Origin of the sequence: Halomonas sp. GFAJ-1 (genome assembly GCF_000236625.2) — a bacterium.
Classification (GTDB): Bacteria; Pseudomonadota; Gammaproteobacteria; order Pseudomonadales; family Halomonadaceae; genus Vreelandella.
In genome coordinates this window covers 119,825-141,453 of record NZ_AHBC01000002.1, presented here as the reverse complement: position 1 = coordinate 141,453, position 21,629 = coordinate 119,825, and the positions used below count along the sequence as shown (strand labels likewise).

Here is a 21,629-nt window from a genome sequence, read left to right as displayed (position 1 = left end):
CTGGGCAGCATCGCTTTGATCCTTTAGCATTCAGTCTAAAGGCGTACTCACGTGCAGAGCGCTGAACAGAAGAATTTGTATCGAGGAAATGCGGTATGCCTATTGTGAAAGGAGTTGTCAGCGTCTTACTGCTGATAGTTAGCACGCTTTTTTGGGGTGTGCCTCTTATTCTGCTGACGCTTGCCAAGGTAATCACGCCTGGCCGTCATCGCAAACAGTGGCTACTTAATAAGCTCTGTGCTGTCGCTCAAAACTGGATAGGCCTTAACCTCTGGTGGATGCGGCGCTGGCTAAAACCCAACCTGACTATTAATACGCCTGAAACCCTGAGTACCGATCAATGGTGGCTGGTAGTTTCAAACCATCGAAGCTGGACCGATATTTTTATCCTTTTTATGGCGCTGCACCGCCGAATACCGTTGCCACGCTTCTTCTTAAAACATCAATTAATATGGATCCCAATCGTCGGGCTAGCATTTTGGGCGCTGGAGTTTCCTTTTATGCGTCGCTTCAGCCGCGAACAGATTGCCAAAGACCCTAAGCTCGCCACTATCGACCGTGAAGCAACAGAGCGTATATGTCAGCAGGCGCGTAACGCACCTATTACAATACTTAATTTTGTTGAGGGCACGCGTTTCACAGTGGCTAAACGGGATGCCCAAAACAGCCCTTTCCGGCATTTGTTAAGGCCGAAAGCGGGCGGCATTGCCCAGGTGATTAGTCTGCTAGGCGACCAATTGGATGGTATTCTTGATGTAACTATTAGCTACCAAAACCCATCACCCACTTTTTGGGGGTTTCTATGCGGTAAAGAAGCCCCCATTACCCTTGAAGCAAGGCAACTGGCTGTTCCCCATTGGATGCTTGATGCCAACTATCACCAAGAACCGCAGCACAAGGAACGCTTCCACGCATGGATCAATTCACTCTGGCAGGAAAAAGATACCTTGCTTGGCAACCAAACCGATCACGATTAACTCACTGGATGGTGATTTGTTTACTTGCCACTGGGCTAGCGGGCTGTGCCGGGTCTGGCACGTCTACCGAGCGTGTTCCTACGCCCAGCAGCTCGAGCCAAATCAGTGGCAATTGGATTGAAGTACAGCGTGGCGATACGTTAGGACAGCTAGCCGCAAGGGCCAGCGTCCCACTGGAACGTCTTGAACGTTTTAACCCCGGTGTGTCTGCACAGAATTTAAGCGCGGGGCAGCGCCTGCTGATACCTACTCAGCAAGAGCGCGCTCCTTCAGGCGGCCCCTACCGCTACCAAATCCGAGCAGGCGATACCTACTCCAGTATCGCACGTCATTTTGGTACTACCTCTGGGCGCTTACAGAGCGCCAACCCCAGCACCCCGGCAACGGCGCTGCGGGTTGGTCAAATCGTCAGCGTGCCCCTTGGTAGTAGTGCAAGCAGCGGAAGCAGCAGTGCTAGCCGCCCAGCAGCTGCTCCATCGACACCAGCGCCAAGCGCCAGCTTGCCCGCCTCGGCACGCCGCTGGCCATGGCCATTAGAGGACTACCGTATCGTTCGGCGCTTTGGTGCAGATAGCCGTGGCACGCTACAACCGATGCTGCTAGCCACCCAAGAAGGCGCAAACGCTAAAGCAGTGGCCCCGGGCGAGGTACGCTTCGCCGACGGCATGCGGCAACTCGGTGACGTGGTGATCGTTCACCATGCGGATAATCTTCAAACGGTCTATGCCTTATGCGCACGCATTCTTGTCCGAGTCGGACAACAGGTCAGCACGGGTGATCCACTTTGTGAAATCGGACAAAGCAGCTCGACCCAGCGCTATGACCTACTGTTCGACCTCCGCCAAGGTGGCAAACCTATCGACCCGCGCCAAGTATTAAGGTAGCCCTACAATAGTCGCTGTGACGAAAAAGCCCCTGAATGTCAGGGGCTTTTTTACGCTATATTAGCAGCTAACCGCTTACTTTATCCGCGATAGTAACCAGGCTTAATAAAGGGGGGCGCAGTCACCACCATGGGGAGCTGCTTGCCGCGCACCAGCGCATAAACAACGCTTTCAGCCGCTTCCCATTCACGCTTTACGTATCCAAGTGCCACTGGCTTGCCTACGCTTGGCCCAAAGCCTCCCGACGTGACCACGCCAATCTCGTTACCCGCTTCATCTACTAACACGCTTCCTTCACGCACCGGCGCGCGCCCTTCTGCCACCAAACCGACCCGCTTACGCACATGGTCTTTAGCATCCACCTGATGGAGAATTAAATCGGCGCCCGGGAAGCCAGCAGAACGCTCGCCTCCGTGACGCCGCGGCTTGCCAATGGCCCAAATAAGCCCGGCTTCTACTGGGGTCGTCTCAAGACCCATATCATGCCCATAGAGGCACAATCCCGCTTCTAAACGCAGTGAATCACGCGCGCCTAAACCAATGGCTTCAACCTCAGGCTCTGCAAGCAACTGTTCGGCAAGTGCTTCACACCCCTCACGGGAGACGGAAATTTCAAAGCCATCTTCACCGGTATAACCACTGCGGCTGATCCATACGTCCTGCCCCGCCAAGGTGAACCGGCCATGCTGCATAAATGTCAGCTCACAGGCTTCTGGGCAGAGACGCGCCATCACATCGCGAGCTTCTGGCCCTTGTAACGCCAACAGCCCCCGATCGAGCACTTCGATCTCATGGGTGGCGCCTAAATTGGTACGCAAATGGGCAATGTCCTGGTCTTTACAGGCGGCGTTAACCACAAGATAAAAGTGGTCTCCTGCATTGACCGCCATCAAGTCATCAATAATGCCGCCGTCAGTGCTGGTGAAAAGCCCATAGCGCTGCTCGCCTTTCTTCAACCCTACCAAATCCGCCGGTATTAACGTCTCTAACGCTTTCGCAACATCTTTACCGGATACCAGAATCTGCCCCATGTGAGAAACATCAAACAAGCCACACCGCTGGCGAGTATGCTCATGCTCTTTCTTAACGCCTAACGGATACTGCACCGGCATATCATAGCCAGCAAAGGGCGCCATTTTAGCGCCAAGCTTGGTGTGCAACGCATGGAGCGGCGTATGGTTAAGGTTAGTCATGGGGTTTCCTCGGTCGAAAAAAGAAACGGGAAGCCAGTAGTTGGCTTCCCGGCTCTATAGCTGTTTATACAGCATAGCGAGTCATTACATCCGTATGACGCGCTAAACGCTATTTATCATGATCCAGCGCTTCACCAGGCAGCACTTCTTTACCGGCAAAGTAATCCTTGGTGAGCTTAAAGACCACAGGCGATAGCAGTGCCAGGGCGATCAAGTTCGGGATAGCCATCAAGGCATTAAATGTATCGGCCATTAGCCAGATAAAGCCCAACTGCGCGATAGCGCCCAGCGGAATGGCTAATACGAATAACACGCGGTATAGCATAATAGAACGTGTACCGAACAGGAACTGGCAGCACTTCTCGCCATAGAAAGACCAGCCAAGAATAGTGGTAAACGCAAAGACAGCCAACGCCACCGCGACAATCTGGTTACCAAAACCTGGTAGCGCCGCATCAAATGAAAGCGCGGTCAGCGATGCACCTGCTTCCCCCTCAATCCACACGGTAGACGTCAAGATGACCAGGGCCGTGATCGTACAAACAATAATGGTATCGATAAACGTACCCAGCATTGCGATCAAACCTTGGCGCACTGGGTTTTTGGTCTTAGCCGCCGCGTGAGCTATAGGTGCGCTACCCAGGCCCGCTTCGTTAGAGAAAATACCCCGTGCCACACCAAAGCGGATAGCGGCCATGACGGCTGCCCCTGCAAAACCACCAGCAGCGGCAATAGGATTGAAGGCATAGTAGAAAATCAGCCCAAACGCATCACCAATTTGGCTAGCGTTAACCATTAGCACCAGCAAACCCGCAATCACGTATGCAATACCCATGATCGGCACAAGCTTGCCGGCCACTTTTGCAATGCGCTTGATGCCCCCCAGGATAACCGCCCCGGCAAGCACCATAATGATGATGCCCGTAAGCCAGTGCGGCACACCAAAGCTTGCATCCATGGCGTCAGCCACAGAGTTAGACTGTACGGTATTGCCGATACCAAACGCCGCAACCGCACCAAAAAAGGCGAATAACCCACCTAGCCAAAGCCACTTTTTACCCAGGCCGTTCTTGATATAGAACATGGGGCCGCCCACATGGTGGCCGGTACTGTCGGTTTCACGGTAGCGAACCGCCAGTACAGCTTCGGCAAACTTTGTCGCCATACCGACTAACGCCGTAATCCACATCCAAAACACAGCGCCCGGGCCACCTAAGGCAATGGCCGTGGCCACCCCTGCAATATTACCCGTGCCAATAGTGGCGGATAGCGCCGTCATTAGCGCATTGAAAGGTGAAATTTCGCCATGATCGCTGGCTTTTTCAGGCGCTTTCTCACCAGGCGCGGCTTTTTTAGGCTTAGGGTCCCGCCCTTGCCACATCAGCTTGAAGCCAACGCCTAGCTTACGAATCGGCATGAGTTTCAAACCAATCTGTAGGTAAATACCTACCCCTAACAGCAAAATCAGCATTAACGGCCCCCAAACTACACCGTTAATTGCCCCTAGGAGGCTAGTTAATGTCTCCACGCGTATCTCCTTACCCTGTCGTTAGCTCAATTATTATGGGTGTCAGGCAACTGTCTGCCCGTCTTATGAACCGGATGTCAGTCATCAAACGCTTTGTTATTGCACGGCGTTGGCCGTATAGAGCGCATGATCTGCATGTTTTACACCATTTACCCAGGAAATATCCATGGTGATATCGTCTTTAGGCAGAGAAAGTATCTCCATCAGCAATTATAGCCAGTGTGCATTCCCTTCCTAACCTTGCGCCGCCGCTCGTTTTCCCGCAGCTTAACCATGTCCTTCTCAAGAAATTTGTTTCCGATAAGAAACACGGTACCATAAGCAAAAATTGACCTCTGCTAGCACGGCCTACGGTCGCCAAGGCGGCTCACAAACGCTAGTATGCTCTCGTCCAGACAACCGTTTCGTATAGGGAATCACCATGAGCAATCTTCCTGCTAATCTTCGTTACGCTAAAAGTCACGAATGGGTGCTTGATCACCAAGACGGCACCGTGACAATCGGCATCACTGACCACGCTCAAGAAGCGCTGGGTGATGTGGTTTTTGTGGAGCTACCCGAGGTAGGCCAAGAACTCAGCAAAGGCAAAGAGTTTGGGGTTATTGAGTCGGTTAAAGCCGCCTCCGACCTTTACTCACCGGTCGATGGCGAAGTTATCGAGATCAACGACGCCCTTGAAGATGCGCCTGAAACAGTCAACGATGCGCCCTATGAAGGCGGCTGGATGATGAAGGTGCGCGTAACTGGTCAAGCCCTTGACGACTTGTTAGACGCAAACGCCTACCAAGCGACAATTAACGCAGACGATTAATCACCATTAAGCCTGCTCATTAAGGCTGGGGCAGGCTTATTACCGAATAGCCTTGGTTGAATACCCCTGCTCGGTTTTCTCATAACGTCCGGAAGCTACCCATGTCTTTTGAATCACGCCGCTTGGCCGAACTGGCCGACCACGATGCTTTTATCAAACGTCATAACGGGCCCAGCCCCGACGATGTCGCTAGCATGTTAGAAGCGCTTAATATGCAGCGCATGGAAGACCTTATTGAGCAAACCGTGCCCAGCGATATTCGCCTTGGTCGCGAACTTGCACTGGATGACCCTCGCAGTGAAGCAGAAGCCCTTGACTATCTAAGCCAGCTAGCACGCCAAAATCGGGTGGCTAAAAGCTATATTGGCCAAGGCTACTATGGCACGCACATGCCCGCGGTTATTCAGCGTAATGTGTTGGAAAACCCAGGCTGGTATACCGCCTACACCCCCTATCAGCCGGAAATTTCCCAAGGCCGTTTAGAAGGTCTGCTTAACTTCCAGCAAGTTATTATGGATTTAACCGGCATGGAGCTTGCTAACGCATCCCTGCTGGATGAAGCGACTGCCGCCGCCGAAGCCATGGCGCTTTGTAAACGCAGCAACAAAAAGAGCAAGTCCAACGCCTTTTTTGTGGCAGACGACCTCTTTCCACAAACGCTGGACGTCGTTAAAACCCGTGCCGAATTCTTTGGCTTTGAACTCATCAGTGGGCCAGCCGCCTCACTAGCCGAACACGACGTTTTTGGTGCGCTAGTTCAATATCCCTCGGCCAGCGGAGAGGTTACCGACCTGGGCCCCATGCTAGAAGCTGCCCAAGCGCGCGGCATTATGACCTGTGTAGCTACTGACCTATTGAGCCTAGTACTGCTTAAAGAGCCGGGTGCCATGGGTGCCGATATTGTGGTGGGTAGCTCCCAGCGCTTTGGCGTTCCCATGGGCTTTGGTGGCCCCCACGCCGCTTTTTTTGCGACATCAGACAAGCTAAAACGCTCGATTCCTGGTCGAATTATCGGCGTATCGAAAGATAGCCGGGGCAACACAGCGCTGCGCATGGCGATGCAAACCCGCGAACAGCACATCCGTCGCGAGAAAGCGACATCCAACATTTGTACCGCCCAAGCGCTGCTGGCCAACATCGCGGGCTTCTACGCGACCTATCACGGTGCAGAAGGGTTACGCAAAATTGCGGGCCGCGTAAATCGCTTAACCACCCTGCTAGCAGAAGGTCTCAAGCAGGCAGGCGTTATGCTAGCTCACGACAGCTGGTTCGATACGCTGCGCTTGACCCAAGTGGATGCGGGCAAAATTCATGGCCGTGCCATGACCCACGACATCAACCTGCACTATTTCGCTAACGGCGATGTCGGCATTAGTCTGGATGAGACGACGACTGCCCACGATGTAGCAGCCCTGTTTGATGTGTTGCTCGGCGACGAGCATAGCCTTTCCGTGGCCGCGCTAGACGAGAAGGTGGTGAAGGATGGCATCAGCGGCATTCCGGCCGCGTACCAGCGCCAAAGCAACTTTTTAGAGCACCCGACGTTCAAACGTTATCGCAGTGAAACTGAGATGCTGCGCTACCTAAAACGTCTTGAGAACAAGGACCTCTCGCTGGCTCACGCCATGATCCCGCTGGGTTCATGCACTATGAAACTCAATGCTACCAGCGAGATGATACCTGTATCCTGGCCTGCGTTTGCGCATCTTCACCCATTTGCCCCCCGTGACCAGGTCGCGGGCTATCATCAAATGATTGATGAACTTGCCGCTTTCCTGGTAGAAGTGACCGGTTACGACCACATCTCCATGCAACCAAACTCAGGCGCACAAGGCGAATACGCTGGCCTGCTCGCCATCCGTCGCTATCAAGCTGCCCAAGGCGAAGCTCACCGCGATGTGTGTTTGATTCCAAGCTCCGCCCACGGTACTAACCCTGCCTCTGCGGCCATGCTTAGCATGGAAGTTGTCGTGGTCGAGTGCGATCAAAACGGCAACATCGATCTCGCCGACTTAACCAACAAAGCCGAGCAGTACAGCGAACGCCTCTCTGCGGTGATGATTACTTACCCCTCGACTCATGGGGTGTTTGAATCTCACGTGCGCAGCGTATGCGAGGTAGTCCACAAACACGGCGGCCAGGTATACGTTGACGGCGCCAACATGAACGCCCAGGTTGGCCTTACTCGCCCCGGTGATTTTGGTGGTGATGTATCGCATCTCAACCTGCATAAAACGTTCTGTATTCCCCACGGCGGCGGTGGCCCCGGCATGGGTCCCATTGGTGTGAAAGCACACCTGGCGCCTTTTGTATCTAACCACGTGGTGACGCCTATTAATGGGGTCAACCCGGAAAGCGGCGCCGTCTCTGCTGCGGCGTTTGGCAGTGCGTCCATCCTACCCATCTCTTGGGCCTACATTAAAATGATGGGCGCCCGTGGCTTGCGGGAAGCTACTGAGCTTGCCATCTTAAATGCCAACTATATTGCCAAGCGGCTGGAAGAGGCCTACCCGATTCTCTACCGCGGCCAAAATGGCACGGTGGCGCATGAATGCATTATCGACATTCGCCCCCTCAAGAGCGCTTCAGGCATTAGCGAAGAGGATATCGCCAAACGCCTAATGGACTACGGCTTCCACGCGCCCACCATGTCGTTCCCGGTTCCGGGCACGCTGATGATCGAGCCAACAGAGTCGGAGTCACTGTACGAAATAGATCGTTTCTGCGATGCCATGATCGCGATTCGTGAGGAGATCGCTGCAGTAGAGCGAGGCGACTGGCCGCTGGATAATAATCCGCTGGTGAATGCTCCACACACACAGGCAGACGTGATGGATAGTAACTGGCAGCGACCCTACGACCGAAAGCTAGGCGCCTTCCCCACGCAGGCAGTCGCCGCATCTAAATACTGGCCCTCCGTTAACCGCGTAGACAACGTGTTTGGTGACCGCCAGTTAATTTGCTCGTGCCCTAGCATTGATGAGTATCGCCAGTAATATCATGGCGATGTTAAAACGTGAGATGTAAAGCGTGAGAGACAAAACGTAAGCTTAACGCCTCTGGCACCGCTAATCCGGCGCCAGAGGCGTTTTTTCTTGCATACGCTGGTCGTGAAAACCGTTCAGCAATTTTTCATACCGCTTGGGTAGCACCGAGTCTTGGCGATGCAGCAGGTAAAGCACTTCGCTGATGGCATGTGGCAACGCTAATGCCTTCACCTGACGCTGCCAAGGGGACGTTTCTAGCACTAAGCGGGAAACAACGGTAAAGCCCAACCCCCGCGCCACAGCATCCAGCACCATGCTGACTTCATTGGTAAACCCCTGGTGGCGGAAGTGCGTCATGGAGCGAAACTCGTCAGGGTAATTAGCCTTCAGCAACGCATTGGCGTGGTTAATGCCGTCGTAGTAATTGAGAAAGCCTATCCCCATCAAATCAGAAAGGGTGCTGCCCGCAAAATCAGCCGGCACAACTAAGCAAAGCGGCTCTTTATGCCAAAGGGTGCAGGTGAGATCCGGGTGGTTGACCTGCTCAGTAACGATACCAATATCGTAGCGCCCTTCTAGCAGGTCATTAACAATTTCGTGGTTAAACGCAAAGCTATAGTTAACGGTCAAGTTAGGATGCATCTGCTGCTGACCGAGAATGTAAGGGTAAAACATCAGCCCCACACTCCCAGGCGATGCAATACGGCAATCACCGCTATCTAAGGAGTCGTCATCTAGACCGTGGCGGAACTGCTCATGTTCAGCAAACAGCTTTAGCGCATAGTCGTAGACGCGTCGGCCCGTCTCAGTGAGCGTAAAACTCCTGCCCTTTCGTTCCAGCAGTGTTTTATTAAGGTAAATTTCCAGCTTGCGAATATGCTGGCTAACCCCTGGCTGAGTCATTTCCAAACGGCGCGCCGTCCGTGTGAAACTTCCGGTTTCCACCAACGTAATAAATGTCCGAAAATACACGGCATTAAACATAATGAAGCGCCATCTTATTGAGTCATCGTCTGCTCTTAACGAGACCATAGAGTAGCACAACTCGGCTACCTACTGAGCGCACCACGAGCGCTACTGAACCGTCTGTAACAGCGTGATAGTATGCACATTGTGATCACCAACATCAGGGAAAGCCATCATAATGACGCACCAGCCAGTGCCCCGCGCCACGATCTCCAGCATCATATCTCCTGAAGGGAGTCTTGAAGTTCTCTCTCAGCATGAAGTCAATCGTCTTAAAAGCACCTCTAAAAGCGGTTTGCACGATTTGCTCCGGCGCTGCGCTCTGGCGGTGCTTAACTGCGGCAGTCCCACCGACGATAGCTTAGCCATTTTAGAAGCTTACAAAGACTTCGATATTGAGGTGCTACAGCAAGACCGAGGCATTCGGCTGAAATTAACTAACGCGCCCGCTGAAGCTTTTGTAGATGGCCGTATGATCCGCGGTATTCGCGAACACTTATCGTCCGTTATTCGCGATATCGTCTACGTCTATAATGAAATCCAGCACCACAATCGCTTTGACCTTAATACTGGCGAAGGCACCACCAACGCGGTGTTTCACATTTTGCGCAAGGCTGGCACGTTAAAGCCCGGCCGCGACCCTAGCCTTGTGGTGTGCTGGGGCGGCCACTCCATTTCCAGGGAAGAGTACGAATACTCTAAAGATGTGGGCTACCACTTAGGGCTTCGCGATTTAGATATCTGCACCGGCTGCGGCCCTGGCGCCATGAAGGGCCCTATGAAAGGTGCTAACGTCGCTCACGCTAAGCAGCGTCGGAAAGATGGCCGTTATTTGGGCATTTCAGAACCGGGTATTATCGCCGCGGAAGCACCCAATCCCATCGTTAATGAACTCGTTGTGATGCCGGATATCGAGAAGCGGCTGGAAGCCTTCGTACGCCTTGGTCATGGCATTATTGTTTTTCCCGGCGGCGTAGGCACCGCAGAAGAGATTCTGTATTTGCTGGGCATTTTGCTTCACCCCACCAACGCGGACACCCCCTTCCCGCTTATTTTCACCGGTCCCGCCAATTCGGCGGCCTACTTTCAGAAAATCGACGAGTTTTTGGTTTACACCCTGGGTGAAGATATCCGCCGCTACTATACCATTATTATCGGCGACCCCACGGCGGTGGCACGTAAAATGCGTGACGGAATTGATGAAATTGCCGATTTCCGCCGTAAGCATCAAGATGCGTTTTACTACAACTGGCGCTTGACGATCGCCAGGGAGTTTCAGGCACCTTTTACCCCCACCCATGAAGCGATGCGCGCGCTAGCTCTGCACCGCCAGCAGCCAACTCATGAGCTAGCTGCCAATTTGCGGCGGGCGTTCTCGGGCATTGTGGCAGGCAATGTTAAAGAAGACGGCATTCGTGCTATTGAGGCCCACGGCCCCTTTGAGCTAACCGCCGAACCGGAACTAATGCAGCGATTAGACGAGCTACTCACCTCGTTTGTAGCCCAAGGCCGGATGAAGCTAGATGGCCAGCCCTACACGCCCTGCTATGTACTTAAATAGCCCTCCTCAAATAAACAGCGCAACGTATAGCGTATAAACACCGGCAGGCTTGCGCCAACGCTCCGCCTGCCTTTAAAGGAATGCACACGTGATTATTGCTCTGCTAACGCTGCTCGCGGCAGGGGTTATTAAAGGCGCTATTGGTTCTGGTGTGCCTGTCATCGTCATTCCTGTCCTGACGATGCTCTATGATGTAAAGCTGGCCATTGCGGTACTAGTGGCGCCCAATCTGTTCAGTAACGCGCTGCAGGTATGGCAGTACCGACGTCATCTTTTACCACTAAGGTTTTTAGCCGCGTTTTCAATCGCCGGTGGGCTGGGCATTATCATCGGCACTTGGGGACTAGTAGTGCTTTCGCCCACCCTGCTCTCGCTTGGAGTCGCAGGCGCTATTGTAATGTATCTGGCCATTAAGCTAGCTAGGCGTAAAATGGTAATGCCTTTTTCGCTGGCTAAGCGCATCGTTTTGCCAGTGGGCCTATTAGCCGGGGTGTTACAAGGCGCTGCGGGCATGTCAGCACCTGCATCAGTGACCTTTCTCAACGCCATGCGGTTAGAGCGCCAAGTGTTCATCGGCTCTATTTCCGTTTTCTTCGTGGCAATCACCTGCGTGMAAATACCCGCCCTATTAAGCGCGGGTATTTTAACCTTAGAACGCAGCGTATATAGCTTGGCTGCGTTACTGGTCATACTAGTGGCGATGCCCTTAGGGGCTAAGCTTGGTAAACGCCTGCCTCATCACCTATTCGATAACTTAATTATGCTGCTATTGGCAGGCATCGCATTAAAAATCATCGTTGATGCCACGCTGTAAGATAAAACCGCCTATGGGCAGAGGTGAAACCCACCAGGCAGAGTCGCCGTTAACCCGCTACACTGATGGACGTCATGAGCAGCACCGAGCGCTCACCGTGGAAAAGGAGAACCAGCATGGAAATGATTGACCAGCTAAGGGACGGCAAAACCAAGGCGTTTGCCAAGCACTGCTTTGAGAGCAACACCCCAGAAGAACTTAATGCCGCCGCCGAAGGGCCTGCCGACCAAGCACAAATGGAGCACTGGGGAATCACCGAAGGCCAATGGGAAGAGGCGGTTGCCACCGCATTGGCCGATCATAAAGCCCAAAGCAGTTGATAGACGCCCCCCCCAGAGCCCTGCTATCAGCAGGGCTTTTTCTATTCTGCATTCGCCACAGCCCACCGAGCTACCTACGTATTTAGAATACTCTCCCAACCTATTCCCCTAACGTCATTCGAAGTACTCTTAAGCCTTATGCGCTGCTTGGCTCCACAGCCTGCCATGCTAACCGATGGCAACAAAGACCTACTCCACACCAAGATAACAATTAATTAAAATTTATTTTTGCTAATATGATAGCGCGTTTATCTGATAATGTATTAAACACAATAAGCGCGCTGTAAGCCTAATGCGGCAATATTGCTAAGCCTACAGCTTTATCCATCAAGAGGCTGTCAAATGTCATTTCTTATTAAACATACCTGTGTCGGTATGGCCACTTTTAGCCTACTGGTTGCTGGCCCAAGTTTCGCAAGTACCGAACGCCTTGAGACTGAACTTACCGCCCTATTCGCCGATGGCGAACTGAGTATTGGTGATGTTTCTAAAGCAATGCTGCGTGATCGCTTTACCGCTGAGGACATTGTGTATGATTCTCCTGAAGGAGAGCGTCTTAAGATCGAACGCTATATCGTCATCGGTAACTACGACAACCCTGACGAAGTTCGCGTGGAAGGCATAAGGGTCGAAGATAGCCTCACAGAGCTACTGCTATTGAGTATGGATAGCGCGGTCTTTGGCGAGCCTGGCATGGCGGTTTTCAATGATGAGGCAATGCAGCAAGCGCCATTGAATATAGCAAGCCTTAGCATTGATAACTTTACCCTGGATCTTGATTCTGAGCTGGCCAGCGACATGCTATATGACCTTGGCATTCACCAGGCTCCCGGGCGTCTAGAAATTGCTGAAGTGCGTGGCAAAGCAATCTCAGCGGATGCACTAGGCATGCTCGAATTTAGCGGTGTTGCCATGCAGGGAGAGGACTTAGGAGACCTGGGCAGTGGCTCATTCATTATTGACCGAGTGCGCTTCGAAGACCTTCGCGGAATGCAAGGTGAACAAGAAGAGCACTTGGGTGCCATGTTGCTGGAAAACATGGCTATTGAGAGCGACGTTCTTGTTGCCACATTAGACCGCCTAAGGGTCGATGGTGATTTTAAGGACGGTGAAGGTGGTGTTTGGATAGAAGCACTTGAACTTGATCTTAATCGTATGATTGCCCTTGCCCCTCCCTCTGAACGTACCGAAATGCGCATGATCAGTAATGTATTGACCGATGGCAGTGGCAAACTTGTCCTTGATGCTCACTTTGCAGGACGCTGGGACGAGCAAGAGAGCCACAGCGTGCTGGGCGGAGATAGCCGTATAACGATACGCGATGCAATGGGCCTGAGCTTTAATTATGACTTGCCTGTCGTGCTACCCAAGAGTGCCACACCTATGGACGCTTTGCGGGATACTCGCCTGCTCGATGCCGCTACACTGCTAGGGGGTGATCTTGCATTAACGCTGAATGATGAAGGCCTTCTCAGCAGACTTGTTACATTAGGCGCGACGATGGAAGGCATTTCAGAGGCGCAACTTATTGAACAAGCACGGACGCAGGCAAAAGGCTTTGGCATGATGTTCGGCCCTGAAGCTCAATCCGTCATGATGGGTATGGTCGAGTTGCTTGAAGGCAGTGCTAGCCAGCTTATGCTGAACATCACACTGCCTGCTGAAAGCAACTTACAGACCTACGCTGAAGATCCACTGGGGCTGCCTGGCCAGCTCTCACTTCAAGTGGAAACACGCTGAAGCACGTCTTACCGAATCATACTCCTCGCCCAACAGGCGAGGAGTAGAATGCAAACGCCCAATTCAAAGACATCCACCCATCCTAGGCACGAAAAAAACGGCCACCGCGTAAGCTAAGTGACCGTTTTATAAATTCTTTGGTCGGAGTGACAGGATTCGAACCTGCGACCTTTGCAACCCCATTGCAACGCGCTACCAAGCTGCGCCACACTCCGATGCCTTTATTAGCAACGCTGGTAACTGCTTACGTTTGCCTCAAGACGGTGCGTATACTAGCTTTTTATACGCCAAATGAAAAGCTCTTTTTGCGCTTTCTTTTCAATCGCTTGCCGTTAAGCTTGGTCAGCTGCTTTTAGTAAGGCGGCCATGGCCTCGTAAACCTTGGGTGTTGTGACTAGCAGCTGCTCCGGGTAAAGATCGTCTGGCACGCCCTCAGGCACCTCTGTTAAATGCCCTACCCGCGCGCCTGCTTCACGGGCAATAACCCACCCCGCCACAAAATCCCAAGGCGATACGCTTTCGTAGTAGGCATCTAAACGCCCGCACGCCACATCGCATAAATCCAGCGCAGCAGCACCATTGCGGCGAACATCCTGGCAACTAGCTAACACCGCCGCTAAGCGGGGTAAGAGTTTTTTACGGGCTTCTTTTTGATAGGGGAAGCCGGTGGCTACTAACGTGCTGTCAAGCGATTCAGCGCCGCTGGGTTTAATCGGCTGTTTATTACAAAATGCGCCCATTCCCTCTGCAGCACTAAAGGTTTCACCTAAGAAAGGCGCATGTATAACGCCTACTTTACCCACCCCCTGCTCCAACCAGCCAATAGAGACCGCCACGTGGCGCAGGCCCTGGGCAAAGTTAACCGTGCCATCAATCGGGTCCACCACCCATAGATGCTCAGCAGGCGTTTGCAGCGCACGCTCCGGGTTTAATTCTTCGCTTAGCCGCGCCTCGCCGGGGAAGTGCTCCTCTAGACGATGGCTAATCAGCTTATCCACCGCGACATCCACGTCGGTCACCAGCTCAACGCCCGCTTTAAGCCGCTGGCTAAAGCCTTGCTGCTCACGGGCAGTCAGTATCATCTTCCCGGCCTCTTGGGCAATCTCAATTGCCAGCGCCAGCCGTGCCTCTAGGGTGTAAGCCGCCATGTCCGCTCCTTAGGGTTGTTTGTCACCCCTCAGCATAAGCGGTGGGCAATGGCATTACCATGACACCACAAAGCGCTATTAACAGCTTAGCGCAGCGCATCCACCAGCACATCGACCACTACCCGGGTCGCGGCCTCGATTAATACCACATCAGCGCCTACACGCTCCCATTCGTAACCCGGGTAACGGGGCAGCTCATGGGCAATGGGGCCGTCAAAGCGCTTGGCAATACCGGGTGGCAACGGTTTACCTCGCTCTAAATTGCGCTTGATGCCAGGGGGCAATGGTTCCGCACGGGGGGCATCGTGGCGGCGCAGCAAGCGCAACAGCTCACGCTCGTTTATGCGCGGCAGGTCAACGTAGCCCTCTTGATGAGAATGGCGTTGGCGGCTTTCATGGCGGCCGCTATCGCTGCCACGGTGGCGCTCTGATTGGGACGCGTTGTCTCGAGCGCCGTGGGCAGGCGCATGGGCGGGCTGGGCCACAACCGCAGAGTGCCACAGCAGTGCGCTTACCAGTAAACTGGCGCCAATATTAATTGATTTCATAACTTACTCCTTGGTGGCAGGAGCTTTGAGTGTAGAGCGCAAATGCGCAGGCAGTATGGAAGGTAGGGTATTTGGGGAGGAATGCTTTAAGCCTTATGGCGACGTTATACGCTCAATAACACCCTGGGCAGTAATTTGCGCCTGAACCCCTGGGCGTTGAGTATCTAAAGTCAGTGCGGCGCTGCCCTCTTCGAACACGCCCCGAAAGGCATCGGCCACTGCTGCTTGCGCTGGTTGGCCAGCACCGCCCACTTGGCAGGCGCCAAAATTAAAGGGCCTTAAGGCATCGTCAAGGTTATCTGTTGCCAGCACTTGAGTTTTAAAGGTGCTTAACTCCTGCTGGCAGGCACCAAAGGCAGAGCGGTCGAGGTAGGCAAGAAAAGTGGGTAGGCTAACGCCTGCCAAGATAGCGACAATGGCCACCACAATAAGAAGCTCGATAAGGGTGAAACCATCAGCATGTTTGTGTTTATATTTTTTCATGCGCGTCACCTAATACAAAAGCCGCCCTGCTGGGCGGCTTGCTAAGAGCAAAAACTAGATATTACGCATCTGGATCATTGACTGTAGGATCATTGACTGTAATGGAGCCAGTCGCTAGCACAAAGACGTTTTGGTTACGATTTTGTGTAGTTACTGTTAATGGGAAAATAGTGTTGTTTTCGTCCGGTTCTTCGAATGTTCCAGCAAAACTTTCGAATAGATTTTCTTGTGTCGTTCCGTCAATCTCACAAGCCTCAAAAGAAAAGTTATCCGCGGGACCATCTTCGAAATCAGCGCCAGCGGAAGACTCTGCAACAGAAAGGGAGCGGAATGAGTTTAGCTCTCCAGCACAAGCACTTGCTTCAGCGCGATTTAAATAATTACCATACTGCGGTACACCCACCGCCGCCAAAATACCGATAATCGCCACCACGATCAGCAATTCGATGAGGGTGAAACCCTGCTGTTTTAAGCTGCGAGGTCGATTAATTTGGTTTGTTTGCATCATATAATTCCCTTGCGATATTGAATCATCATTTTATAGGTGGCCACTTGTTAGCTTTACTGCCACTAACATTGCCTAGCTAAGTATTGCGTTACATTAGCTTACCGCCGTCGCCATGGCAACTAGGTACATCATACACGAATGACGGTTTTGTCACCCTTTTTGATGACAGTCAAGAGTTGCGTATATAAGCCTAGAAGTACCTAGAATTAAGCATCTATGGTAAAAAGGGCGCTACATTTATCACGCCGTCGAGATGCCCATGCGTCAACCCGCCCCCGAATCTACCCTTAGCCATGCAGCCTTAAACGGCGGCCTGCGTGGTATTGCTGAACGGCTGGTGAAACACGGCTCATTAACCGATGCCCAGGCGGCTGTTGCTGAGTCTACCGCTGCAGAGCTGGATATTTCGCTATTACAGCACGTAGTGGAAAGCGGGCTGGTGGATGCCGATGCCGCCGCCTTGGCCGCGGCCTGGGAGTACGGGCTACCGGTGATTGATCTTGACTCAGTCCGGATTAATGCGTTGCCACCGGCTAATGATTACCCGGTCAAAATTCTCGAAAAGCTGGATATTCTGCCTCTCGCACGCCACGGTCACCGCTTAACCGTTGCGGTGCCTTATCCAGCGACCTTGACCCAGCTTGATGAGCTGCAGTTTGCCACCGGCTTAAGTGTGGATGGCGTGCTAGCCCCGGCAGACCAGCTAAAAACTACCCTCATTCAATACCTAGCGCAAAACGAGCGGAGTATGCTCGATGAGCTAGAGAACGTTGACGACGCGATTAACGCACTGAACGTTGTGCACAACGCTGATGGTGAAGAGGTCACTCTCGATGCGCCCGACCAAGATAGTGAAGACGCGCCGGTCGTAAAATTCGTCAATAAAATACTGCTGGACGCGATTAGCCGCGGCGCTTCGGATATTCACTTCGAGCCTTATGAAACACTCTATAGGGTGCGTTTTCGTATAGACGGCATGCTGCTTGAAATAGCCCGCCCACCGTTCGCACTACGCCACCGCATTGCAGCGCGGCTAAAAATAATGTCGCGACTGGATATTTCGGAGCGCCGCTTGCCACAAGATGGCGGTATTAAATTACAGCTGTCGCGAAGCCGCTCAATTGATTTTAGGGTGAACTCACTGCCCACGGTCTACGGTGAAAAGGTGGTGCTGCGTATTCTAGACCCGGCATCGGCTCAGCTTGGCATTGATCAGCTCGGCTTTAACCCGGCGCAGCAGGCGGCGTATGAAAGCGCACTTAAAAAGCCCCAAGGGATGATTTTGGTCACCGGCCCCACCGGCAGCGGTAAAACCGTCACGCTGTATACCGGCATTAATATGCTCAACCAAATTGAGCGCAATATTTGTACCGCCGAAGACCCGGTGGAAATCAAGGTATCGGGAATTAACCAAGTCAACGTGCTGCCCAAGATTGGCTTAAACTTTGCCAGCGCCCTTCGGGCATTTTTACGTCAAGACCCGGATGTGGTCATGGTAGGTGAAATACGCGATCTCGAAACCGCTGAAATAGCGGTAAAAGCGGCGCAAACCGGCCACCTGGTGCTCTCAACCGTTCACACTAACTCGGCAGCAGAAACCCTTACTCGTTTGGCTAATATGGGCGTCGCCTCCTACAACATTGCCAGCTCGGTGAGCTTAATTATCGCTCAGCGCTTAGCTCGCAGGCTTTGTAATCTATGTAAAACCCCTGCGGAAATTCCCGCTGAGGCACTACGTAAGGCAGGGTTTAGCCAGCTTGACATCCGCAACGCCACTATTTACCAAGCCAAAGGCTGTAAGCAATGTACTCAGGGCTACAAAGGACGGATCGGTGTTTATGAGGTATTGCCGGTGTCTGATGACATGCGCCAACTTATTATGCGCGATGGTAACTCCATCGAGATCGAGCAATTAGCGCGCAAAGAGGGTCATACAAGCCTCCACCAAAGCTGCTTAAGCCGGGTTTTAGATGGCAGCACCAGTCTTGAAGAAGTTAACCGAATTAGTAAGGAGTAAGCAGCGACATGGCTAAAGTAAAAGCACGCCAAACAAAGCGGGCGCCACTTTATCGCTGGAAATGGGCAGGCACAGGCCCACAGGATAGGCCGATGCGCGGGGAGCTCATTGGCCGTACAAAAACTGATATTGTTGAGCAACTGGCTAAACAACGTATTATCGCCACTAAAATCCAAAAACGCAGCAGTTTTAGTGGGCGTGGCAAAGTTACCAACGTCGATATTATGGTCTTTGCCCGACAGATGGCCACCATGGTGCGTGCAGGCATCCCCATTCTACAAGCGCTCCAGGCAGTGTCTGAAAGCCTTAAAAAGCCTGCTATGGTGGCGCTTACCCAGCAAATCATGGAAGACGTTTCCTCGGGCGATAGCCTCTCAAGCGCAATGGCCAAACACCCTAAGCAGTTTGACCGGCTGTTTGTAAACCTCGTGGATGCTGGCGAACAAGCGGGCGCACTGGATCAAATGCTGGAGCGTATTGCCAGCTATAAAGAGAAAGTAGAATCACTTAAAAACCGGGTTAAAAAAGCCCTTTGGTACCCCACCGCCGTCATGGCCATTGGTGTCGCTGTTACCATGCTGCTACTGATTAAAGTCGTGCCAGAATTTGAAAGCATGTTCCAGGGATTTGGCGCCGAGCTACCCGCACTTACCCAGTTCACGGTGAATTTATCCGAATTAGCGCAGCGATATTGGCTCTATGCACTAGGTATGCTAGTGGGTGGCGTCATGCTTCTTAAAGCCGCCGCAAGGCGCTCTTACGCCCTAGCCTATCGACTAGATGGCTTGATGCTGAGACTTCCTGTGATAGGCGATATTATGAACAAATCTGCCGTTTCCCGGTTCACCCGCACCCTGGCCACGACGTTCGCCTCAGGCGTGCCGCTGGTGGAAGGGCTTGAAACCGCCGCAGGGGCTGCAGACAACCGCGTGTATAGCAAAGCGATTAACGAAGTACGCCAAGATGTGACTACCGGCCAACAGCTCCATTTTGCCATGCGTATGACCAACCGATTCCCCGCCCTCGCGGTTCAGATGGTCAGTATCGGGGAAGAAGCCGGCTCTTTAGATGCCATGCTTAACCGTGTTGCTGACTATTACGAAGAAGAAGTCGAAAACAAAGTGGATGCGCTAACCTCGCTCATGGAGCCCGTTATTATTGTTGTGCTGGGTACGTTAGTCGGTGGCGTAGTCGTATCCATGTACCTGCCAATTTTTGAGATCGGCACCGCCCTTTAAGTGCACACCTCGCTTTTATTCGCCATTTATCGGTTAAATCATTAGGAGCTTTATGGGCTTTCCGCCAACACTCTTGTACCTCTTCGCGCTACTTATCGGGCTTTGCTTTGGCAGTTTTTTAAATGTTGTGATCACTCGCCTGCCGGTGATGCTGATGCGTAGCTGGCGCAATGAAGCCCGGGCCGCGCTTGAGCTTCCCGCAGAAACCTCACCCCGGTTTAATCTCGCAACGCCGGGGTCGATGTGCCCACGCTGCGAGCACCCCATTGCCTGGCACGACAACCTGCCTTTGCTCGGCTGGTTAAAACGACGCGGCAAGTGTGCCCACTGCCAGACCCCCATTAGTGCGCAGTATCCGCTGGTAGAGCTTATGGGTGGGCTATTAGCAGTTGCTGTCGTAGCGCTTTACGGTGCAACGGCAAGCGCTCTGTTTATTTATGCGGCCTGTTTAACGCTGCTTGCTTTAGCCGTGATCGATTTTCGCACGTATCTGCTGCCAGATATTTTAACCCTGCCGCTGCTTTGGGCTGGCTTGCTCTATCAACTGCTCTTCCAGCCTATTATGTTGCCCAGTGCCGTTATTGGCGCTATGGCGGGCTACCTAATACTGTGGAGCTTTTACTGGCTGTTTAAACTAATGACCGGCAAAGAAGGCATGGGGTTTGGCGACTTCAAGCTGCTAGCGGCGTTAGGTGCCTGGGTCGGCTGGCCCATGCTGCCGCTGCTGTTGGTGTTATCAGCAGGTATTGGCGCTCTTGTTGGCTTAGCGGCACAAGCACGCTCCCCTCATTTACGCGGCCAGCCACTACCTTTTGGCCCTTTTTTAGCCCTGGCGGGGTGGATTTGTCTGCTAGCGGGCAATGAGCTGATGGCGCTCTATACATCGTTGCTTTATTAGCGCTTAAGCTATTGGCACAGCCACTTGAACCACTACTTGAAGAATTACTTGAAGAACTAGTTAAACCGCTATTTCGTCACGGTGGCTGCGGCTAGTTTATTATCTATGCGCATTATTATTATTTACAGCGCCACTACTAAGGAGCAGCCATGATCGTTGGATTAACAGGCGGTATCGGCTCGGGTAAGTCTACCGTTGCTCGGGCGTTTGGCGCGCTGGGAATAGGCTGGGTGGATGCCGACGATGTCGCAAGAGAAGTAGTGATGCCCGGCGAACCAGCGCTTACTTCGATTGCCGAACGTTTTGGAGAGAGCGTGCTGCAAGCGGACGGCACGCTGAATCGGGCGGCCCTGCGCAGTATTGTGTTTGAAGCCCCAGCCGAGCGCCAATGGCTGGAGTCGGTAACCCACCCTCGCGTGCGTGAGCGTATCCTGGTACACCTTGAGCGCTTGCACCACCACTCGCCCTATGTCTTGCTTGTCTCGCCGCTACTATTTGAGTCAGGCCAAGACAGGCTAGTAAACCGCACCATTGTGGTGGATGTGCCTGTTGACATACAGCTTTCTCGAACCCATGAACGAGATGGCGTGAGTGAGGCTCAGGTGCATGCTATTCTCGCCGCCCAGCTACCCCGTGAAGCGCGCCTCGCGAAGGCAGATGACGTTATTGACAACAGCGGGGATCATGCTTCGATGATGCAACAAGTAAAGCAGCTTGATCAGCGTTACCGAAACGAACACCAGTAGCTCAAGGAGAGCTTTATGCCAACGCCCGCCAACGATGCACCGCTTGAGGTCGCTTGCCCGCAGTGCAGCAAGCGTGTCACCTGGAGCCCCGAGAGCGCCTATCGCCCTTTTTGCAGCAAGCGCTGCCAGTTGCTTGACTTAGGCGCCTGGGCTGAAGAGTCCCACCGTATTTCGGGCGAATCCGCCATGGACGAAGCCGATCTAGACACACTGCTCGCCCAAGCGGATAAAGACGCCCCGCTCTCCTAGCTCAGAGTTTGCT

20 protein-coding genes and 1 tRNA gene are annotated in these 21,629 nt (G+C 52.9%); 13 read left to right on the top strand and 8 right to left on the bottom strand.

Annotated elements, in window-relative coordinates; all coding sequences use genetic code 11:
• Positions 1 to 95 precede the first annotated feature (95 nt).
• Positions 96 to 977, top strand: coding sequence for an acyltransferase (locus MOY_RS00905; protein WP_009095492.1), 882 nt, complete (start codon positions 96 to 98; stop codon positions 975 to 977).
• 8 nt (positions 978 to 985) lie between these two features.
• Positions 986 to 1,861 carry a LysM peptidoglycan-binding domain-containing protein gene (locus MOY_RS00900; protein ID WP_009095490.1) on the top strand — a complete coding sequence of 292 codons (876 nt, stop codon included), beginning with the start codon at positions 986 to 988 and terminating at the stop codon, positions 1,859 to 1,861.
• 80 nt (positions 1,862 to 1,941) lie between these two features.
• On the opposite strand, the gene gcvT is transcribed toward MOY_RS00900, so the two are convergent.
• Positions 1,942 to 3,054: a glycine cleavage system aminomethyltransferase GcvT gene (gcvT, locus tag MOY_RS00895; protein WP_009095488.1), complete on the bottom strand. Its 1,113-nt coding sequence runs from the start codon at positions 3,052 to 3,054 to the stop codon at positions 1,942 to 1,944.
• Between the two features lie 109 nt (positions 3,055 to 3,163).
• Complete coding sequence (locus MOY_RS00890) at positions 3,164 to 4,582, bottom strand: alanine/glycine:cation symporter family protein (protein ID WP_009095486.1); 1,419 nt, start codon at positions 4,580 to 4,582, stop codon at positions 3,164 to 3,166.
• 421 nt (positions 4,583 to 5,003) lie between these two features.
• Here MOY_RS00890 and gcvH point away from each other — a divergent pair, with 421 nt between their 5' ends.
• The gene (gcvH, locus tag MOY_RS00885) at positions 5,004 to 5,393 is read left to right on the top strand and encodes a glycine cleavage system protein GcvH (RefSeq protein ID WP_009095484.1); all 390 of its coding nucleotides are present in this window, start codon (positions 5,004 to 5,006) and stop codon (positions 5,391 to 5,393) included.
• 101 nt (positions 5,394 to 5,494) lie between these two features.
• Complete coding sequence (gene gcvP / locus MOY_RS00880; protein WP_009095483.1) at positions 5,495 to 8,389, top strand: aminomethyl-transferring glycine dehydrogenase; 2,895 nt, start codon at positions 5,495 to 5,497, stop codon at positions 8,387 to 8,389.
• 72 nt (positions 8,390 to 8,461) lie between these two features.
• Here gcvP and MOY_RS00875 read toward each other — a convergent pair whose 3' ends face one another.
• Complete coding sequence (locus tag MOY_RS00875; RefSeq protein WP_009095481.1) at positions 8,462 to 9,364, bottom strand: LysR family transcriptional regulator; 903 nt, start codon at positions 9,362 to 9,364, stop codon at positions 8,462 to 8,464.
• 160 nt (positions 9,365 to 9,524) lie between these two features.
• Between MOY_RS00875 and ppnN the strand changes: the two genes are divergently transcribed.
• From ppnN to MOY_RS00855, 4 genes are all read left to right on the top strand, one after another.
• On the top strand, positions 9,525 to 10,907 hold the full coding sequence (gene ppnN / locus MOY_RS00870) for a nucleotide 5'-monophosphate nucleosidase PpnN (protein ID WP_009095480.1): 1,383 nt from the start codon (positions 9,525 to 9,527) through the stop codon (positions 10,905 to 10,907).
• 88 nt (positions 10,908 to 10,995) lie between these two features.
• Positions 10,996 to 11,721 (top strand): sulfite exporter TauE/SafE family protein, encoded by a 726-nt coding sequence (locus MOY_RS00865; RefSeq protein WP_009095478.1) that lies wholly within the window; start codon positions 10,996 to 10,998, stop codon positions 11,719 to 11,721.
• Positions 11,722 to 11,837: 116 nt separating this feature from the next.
• Complete coding sequence (locus tag MOY_RS00860) at positions 11,838 to 12,041, top strand: hypothetical protein (RefSeq protein WP_009095476.1); 204 nt, start codon at positions 11,838 to 11,840, stop codon at positions 12,039 to 12,041.
• 342 nt (positions 12,042 to 12,383) lie between these two features.
• Positions 12,384 to 13,781: a hypothetical protein gene (locus tag MOY_RS00855; RefSeq protein ID WP_009095474.1), complete on the top strand. Its 1,398-nt coding sequence runs from the start codon at positions 12,384 to 12,386 to the stop codon at positions 13,779 to 13,781.
• Positions 13,782 to 13,919: 138 nt separating this feature from the next.
• On the opposite strand, the gene MOY_RS00850 is transcribed toward MOY_RS00855, so the two are convergent.
• The 5 genes from MOY_RS00850 to MOY_RS17700 form a co-directional block, all read right to left on the bottom strand.
• A tRNA-Pro gene (locus MOY_RS00850) sits at positions 13,920 to 13,996 on the bottom strand.
• 117 nt (positions 13,997 to 14,113) lie between these two features.
• Positions 14,114 to 14,929, bottom strand: a complete 816-nt coding sequence (locus MOY_RS00845) for an inositol monophosphatase family protein (protein WP_009095471.1) — start codon at positions 14,927 to 14,929, stop codon at positions 14,114 to 14,116.
• Positions 14,930 to 15,015: 86 nt separating this feature from the next.
• On the bottom strand, positions 15,016 to 15,477 hold the full coding sequence (locus tag MOY_RS00840) for an anti-virulence regulator CigR family protein (protein WP_009095468.1): 462 nt from the start codon (positions 15,475 to 15,477) through the stop codon (positions 15,016 to 15,018).
• Between the two features lie 93 nt (positions 15,478 to 15,570).
• The gene (locus MOY_RS00835) at positions 15,571 to 15,960 is read right to left on the bottom strand and encodes a type IV pilin protein (protein WP_009095467.1); all 390 of its coding nucleotides are present in this window, start codon (positions 15,958 to 15,960) and stop codon (positions 15,571 to 15,573) included.
• 61 nt (positions 15,961 to 16,021) lie between these two features.
• Complete coding sequence (locus MOY_RS17700) at positions 16,022 to 16,468, bottom strand: pilin (protein ID WP_269467275.1); 447 nt, start codon at positions 16,466 to 16,468, stop codon at positions 16,022 to 16,024.
• Between the two features lie 259 nt (positions 16,469 to 16,727).
• On the opposite strand from MOY_RS17700, the gene pilB reads away from it, so the two are divergent.
• From pilB to yacG, 5 genes are all read left to right on the top strand, one after another.
• Positions 16,728 to 18,485: a type IV-A pilus assembly ATPase PilB gene (gene pilB / locus MOY_RS00825; RefSeq protein ID WP_009095462.1), complete on the top strand. Its 1,758-nt coding sequence runs from the start codon at positions 16,728 to 16,730 to the stop codon at positions 18,483 to 18,485.
• A gap of 8 nt (positions 18,486 to 18,493) precedes the next feature.
• Positions 18,494 to 19,723: a type II secretion system F family protein gene (locus MOY_RS00820; protein ID WP_009095460.1), complete on the top strand. Its 1,230-nt coding sequence runs from the start codon at positions 18,494 to 18,496 to the stop codon at positions 19,721 to 19,723.
• Positions 19,724 to 19,775: 52 nt separating this feature from the next.
• A complete protein-coding gene (locus tag MOY_RS00815; RefSeq protein WP_009095458.1) occupies positions 19,776 to 20,621 on the top strand; it encodes a prepilin peptidase in 846 nt (281 codons plus the stop codon).
• 149 nt (positions 20,622 to 20,770) lie between these two features.
• Positions 20,771 to 21,367 carry a dephospho-CoA kinase gene (coaE, locus tag MOY_RS00810; protein WP_009095456.1) on the top strand — a complete coding sequence of 199 codons (597 nt, stop codon included), beginning with the start codon at positions 20,771 to 20,773 and terminating at the stop codon, positions 21,365 to 21,367.
• A gap of 15 nt (positions 21,368 to 21,382) precedes the next feature.
• Positions 21,383 to 21,616, top strand: coding sequence for a DNA gyrase inhibitor YacG (yacG, locus tag MOY_RS00805; RefSeq protein WP_009095454.1), 234 nt, complete (start codon positions 21,383 to 21,385; stop codon positions 21,614 to 21,616).
• The last annotated feature ends 13 nt before the right edge of the window (positions 21,617 to 21,629 follow it).

Bases quoted from the DNA above. Each gene is read 5' to 3' on its own strand.
- MOY_RS00905 (WP_009095492.1), top strand. From the start codon at position 96: ATGCCTATTGTGAAAGGAGTTGTCAGCGTCTTACTGCTGATAGTTAGC.
- MOY_RS00900 (WP_009095490.1), top strand. From the start codon at position 986: ATGGTGATTTGTTTACTTGCCACTGGGCTAGCGGGCTGTGCCGGGTCT.
- gcvT (WP_009095488.1), bottom strand. From the start codon at position 3,054: ATGACTAACCTTAACCATACGCCGCTCCATGCGTTGCACACCAAGCTT.
- gcvH (WP_009095484.1), top strand. From the start codon at position 5,004: ATGAGCAATCTTCCTGCTAATCTTCGTTACGCTAAAAGTCACGAATGG.
- gcvP (WP_009095483.1), top strand. From the start codon at position 5,495: ATGTCTTTTGAATCACGCCGCTTGGCCGAACTGGCCGACCACGATGCT.
- MOY_RS00875 (WP_009095481.1), bottom strand. From the start codon at position 9,364: ATGTTTAATGCCGTGTATTTTCGGACATTTATTACGTTGGTGGAAACC.
- ppnN (WP_009095480.1), top strand. From the start codon at position 9,525: ATGACGCACCAGCCAGTGCCCCGCGCCACGATCTCCAGCATCATATCT.
- MOY_RS00860 (WP_009095476.1), top strand. From the start codon at position 11,838: ATGGAAATGATTGACCAGCTAAGGGACGGCAAAACCAAGGCGTTTGCC.
- MOY_RS00855 (WP_009095474.1), top strand. From the start codon at position 12,384: ATGTCATTTCTTATTAAACATACCTGTGTCGGTATGGCCACTTTTAGC.
- MOY_RS00845 (WP_009095471.1), bottom strand. From the start codon at position 14,929: ATGGCGGCTTACACCCTAGAGGCACGGCTGGCGCTGGCAATTGAGATT.
- MOY_RS00840 (WP_009095468.1), bottom strand. From the start codon at position 15,477: ATGAAATCAATTAATATTGGCGCCAGTTTACTGGTAAGCGCACTGCTG.
- MOY_RS00835 (WP_009095467.1), bottom strand. From the start codon at position 15,960: ATGAAAAAATATAAACACAAACATGCTGATGGTTTCACCCTTATCGAG.
- MOY_RS17700 (WP_269467275.1), bottom strand. From the start codon at position 16,468: ATGATGCAAACAAACCAAATTAATCGACCTCGCAGCTTAAAACAGCAG.
- pilB (WP_009095462.1), top strand. From the start codon at position 16,728: ATGCGTCAACCCGCCCCCGAATCTACCCTTAGCCATGCAGCCTTAAAC.
- MOY_RS00820 (WP_009095460.1), top strand. From the start codon at position 18,494: ATGGCTAAAGTAAAAGCACGCCAAACAAAGCGGGCGCCACTTTATCGC.
- MOY_RS00815 (WP_009095458.1), top strand. From the start codon at position 19,776: ATGGGCTTTCCGCCAACACTCTTGTACCTCTTCGCGCTACTTATCGGG.
- coaE (WP_009095456.1), top strand. From the start codon at position 20,771: ATGATCGTTGGATTAACAGGCGGTATCGGCTCGGGTAAGTCTACCGTT.
- yacG (WP_009095454.1), top strand. From the start codon at position 21,383: ATGCCAACGCCCGCCAACGATGCACCGCTTGAGGTCGCTTGCCCGCAG.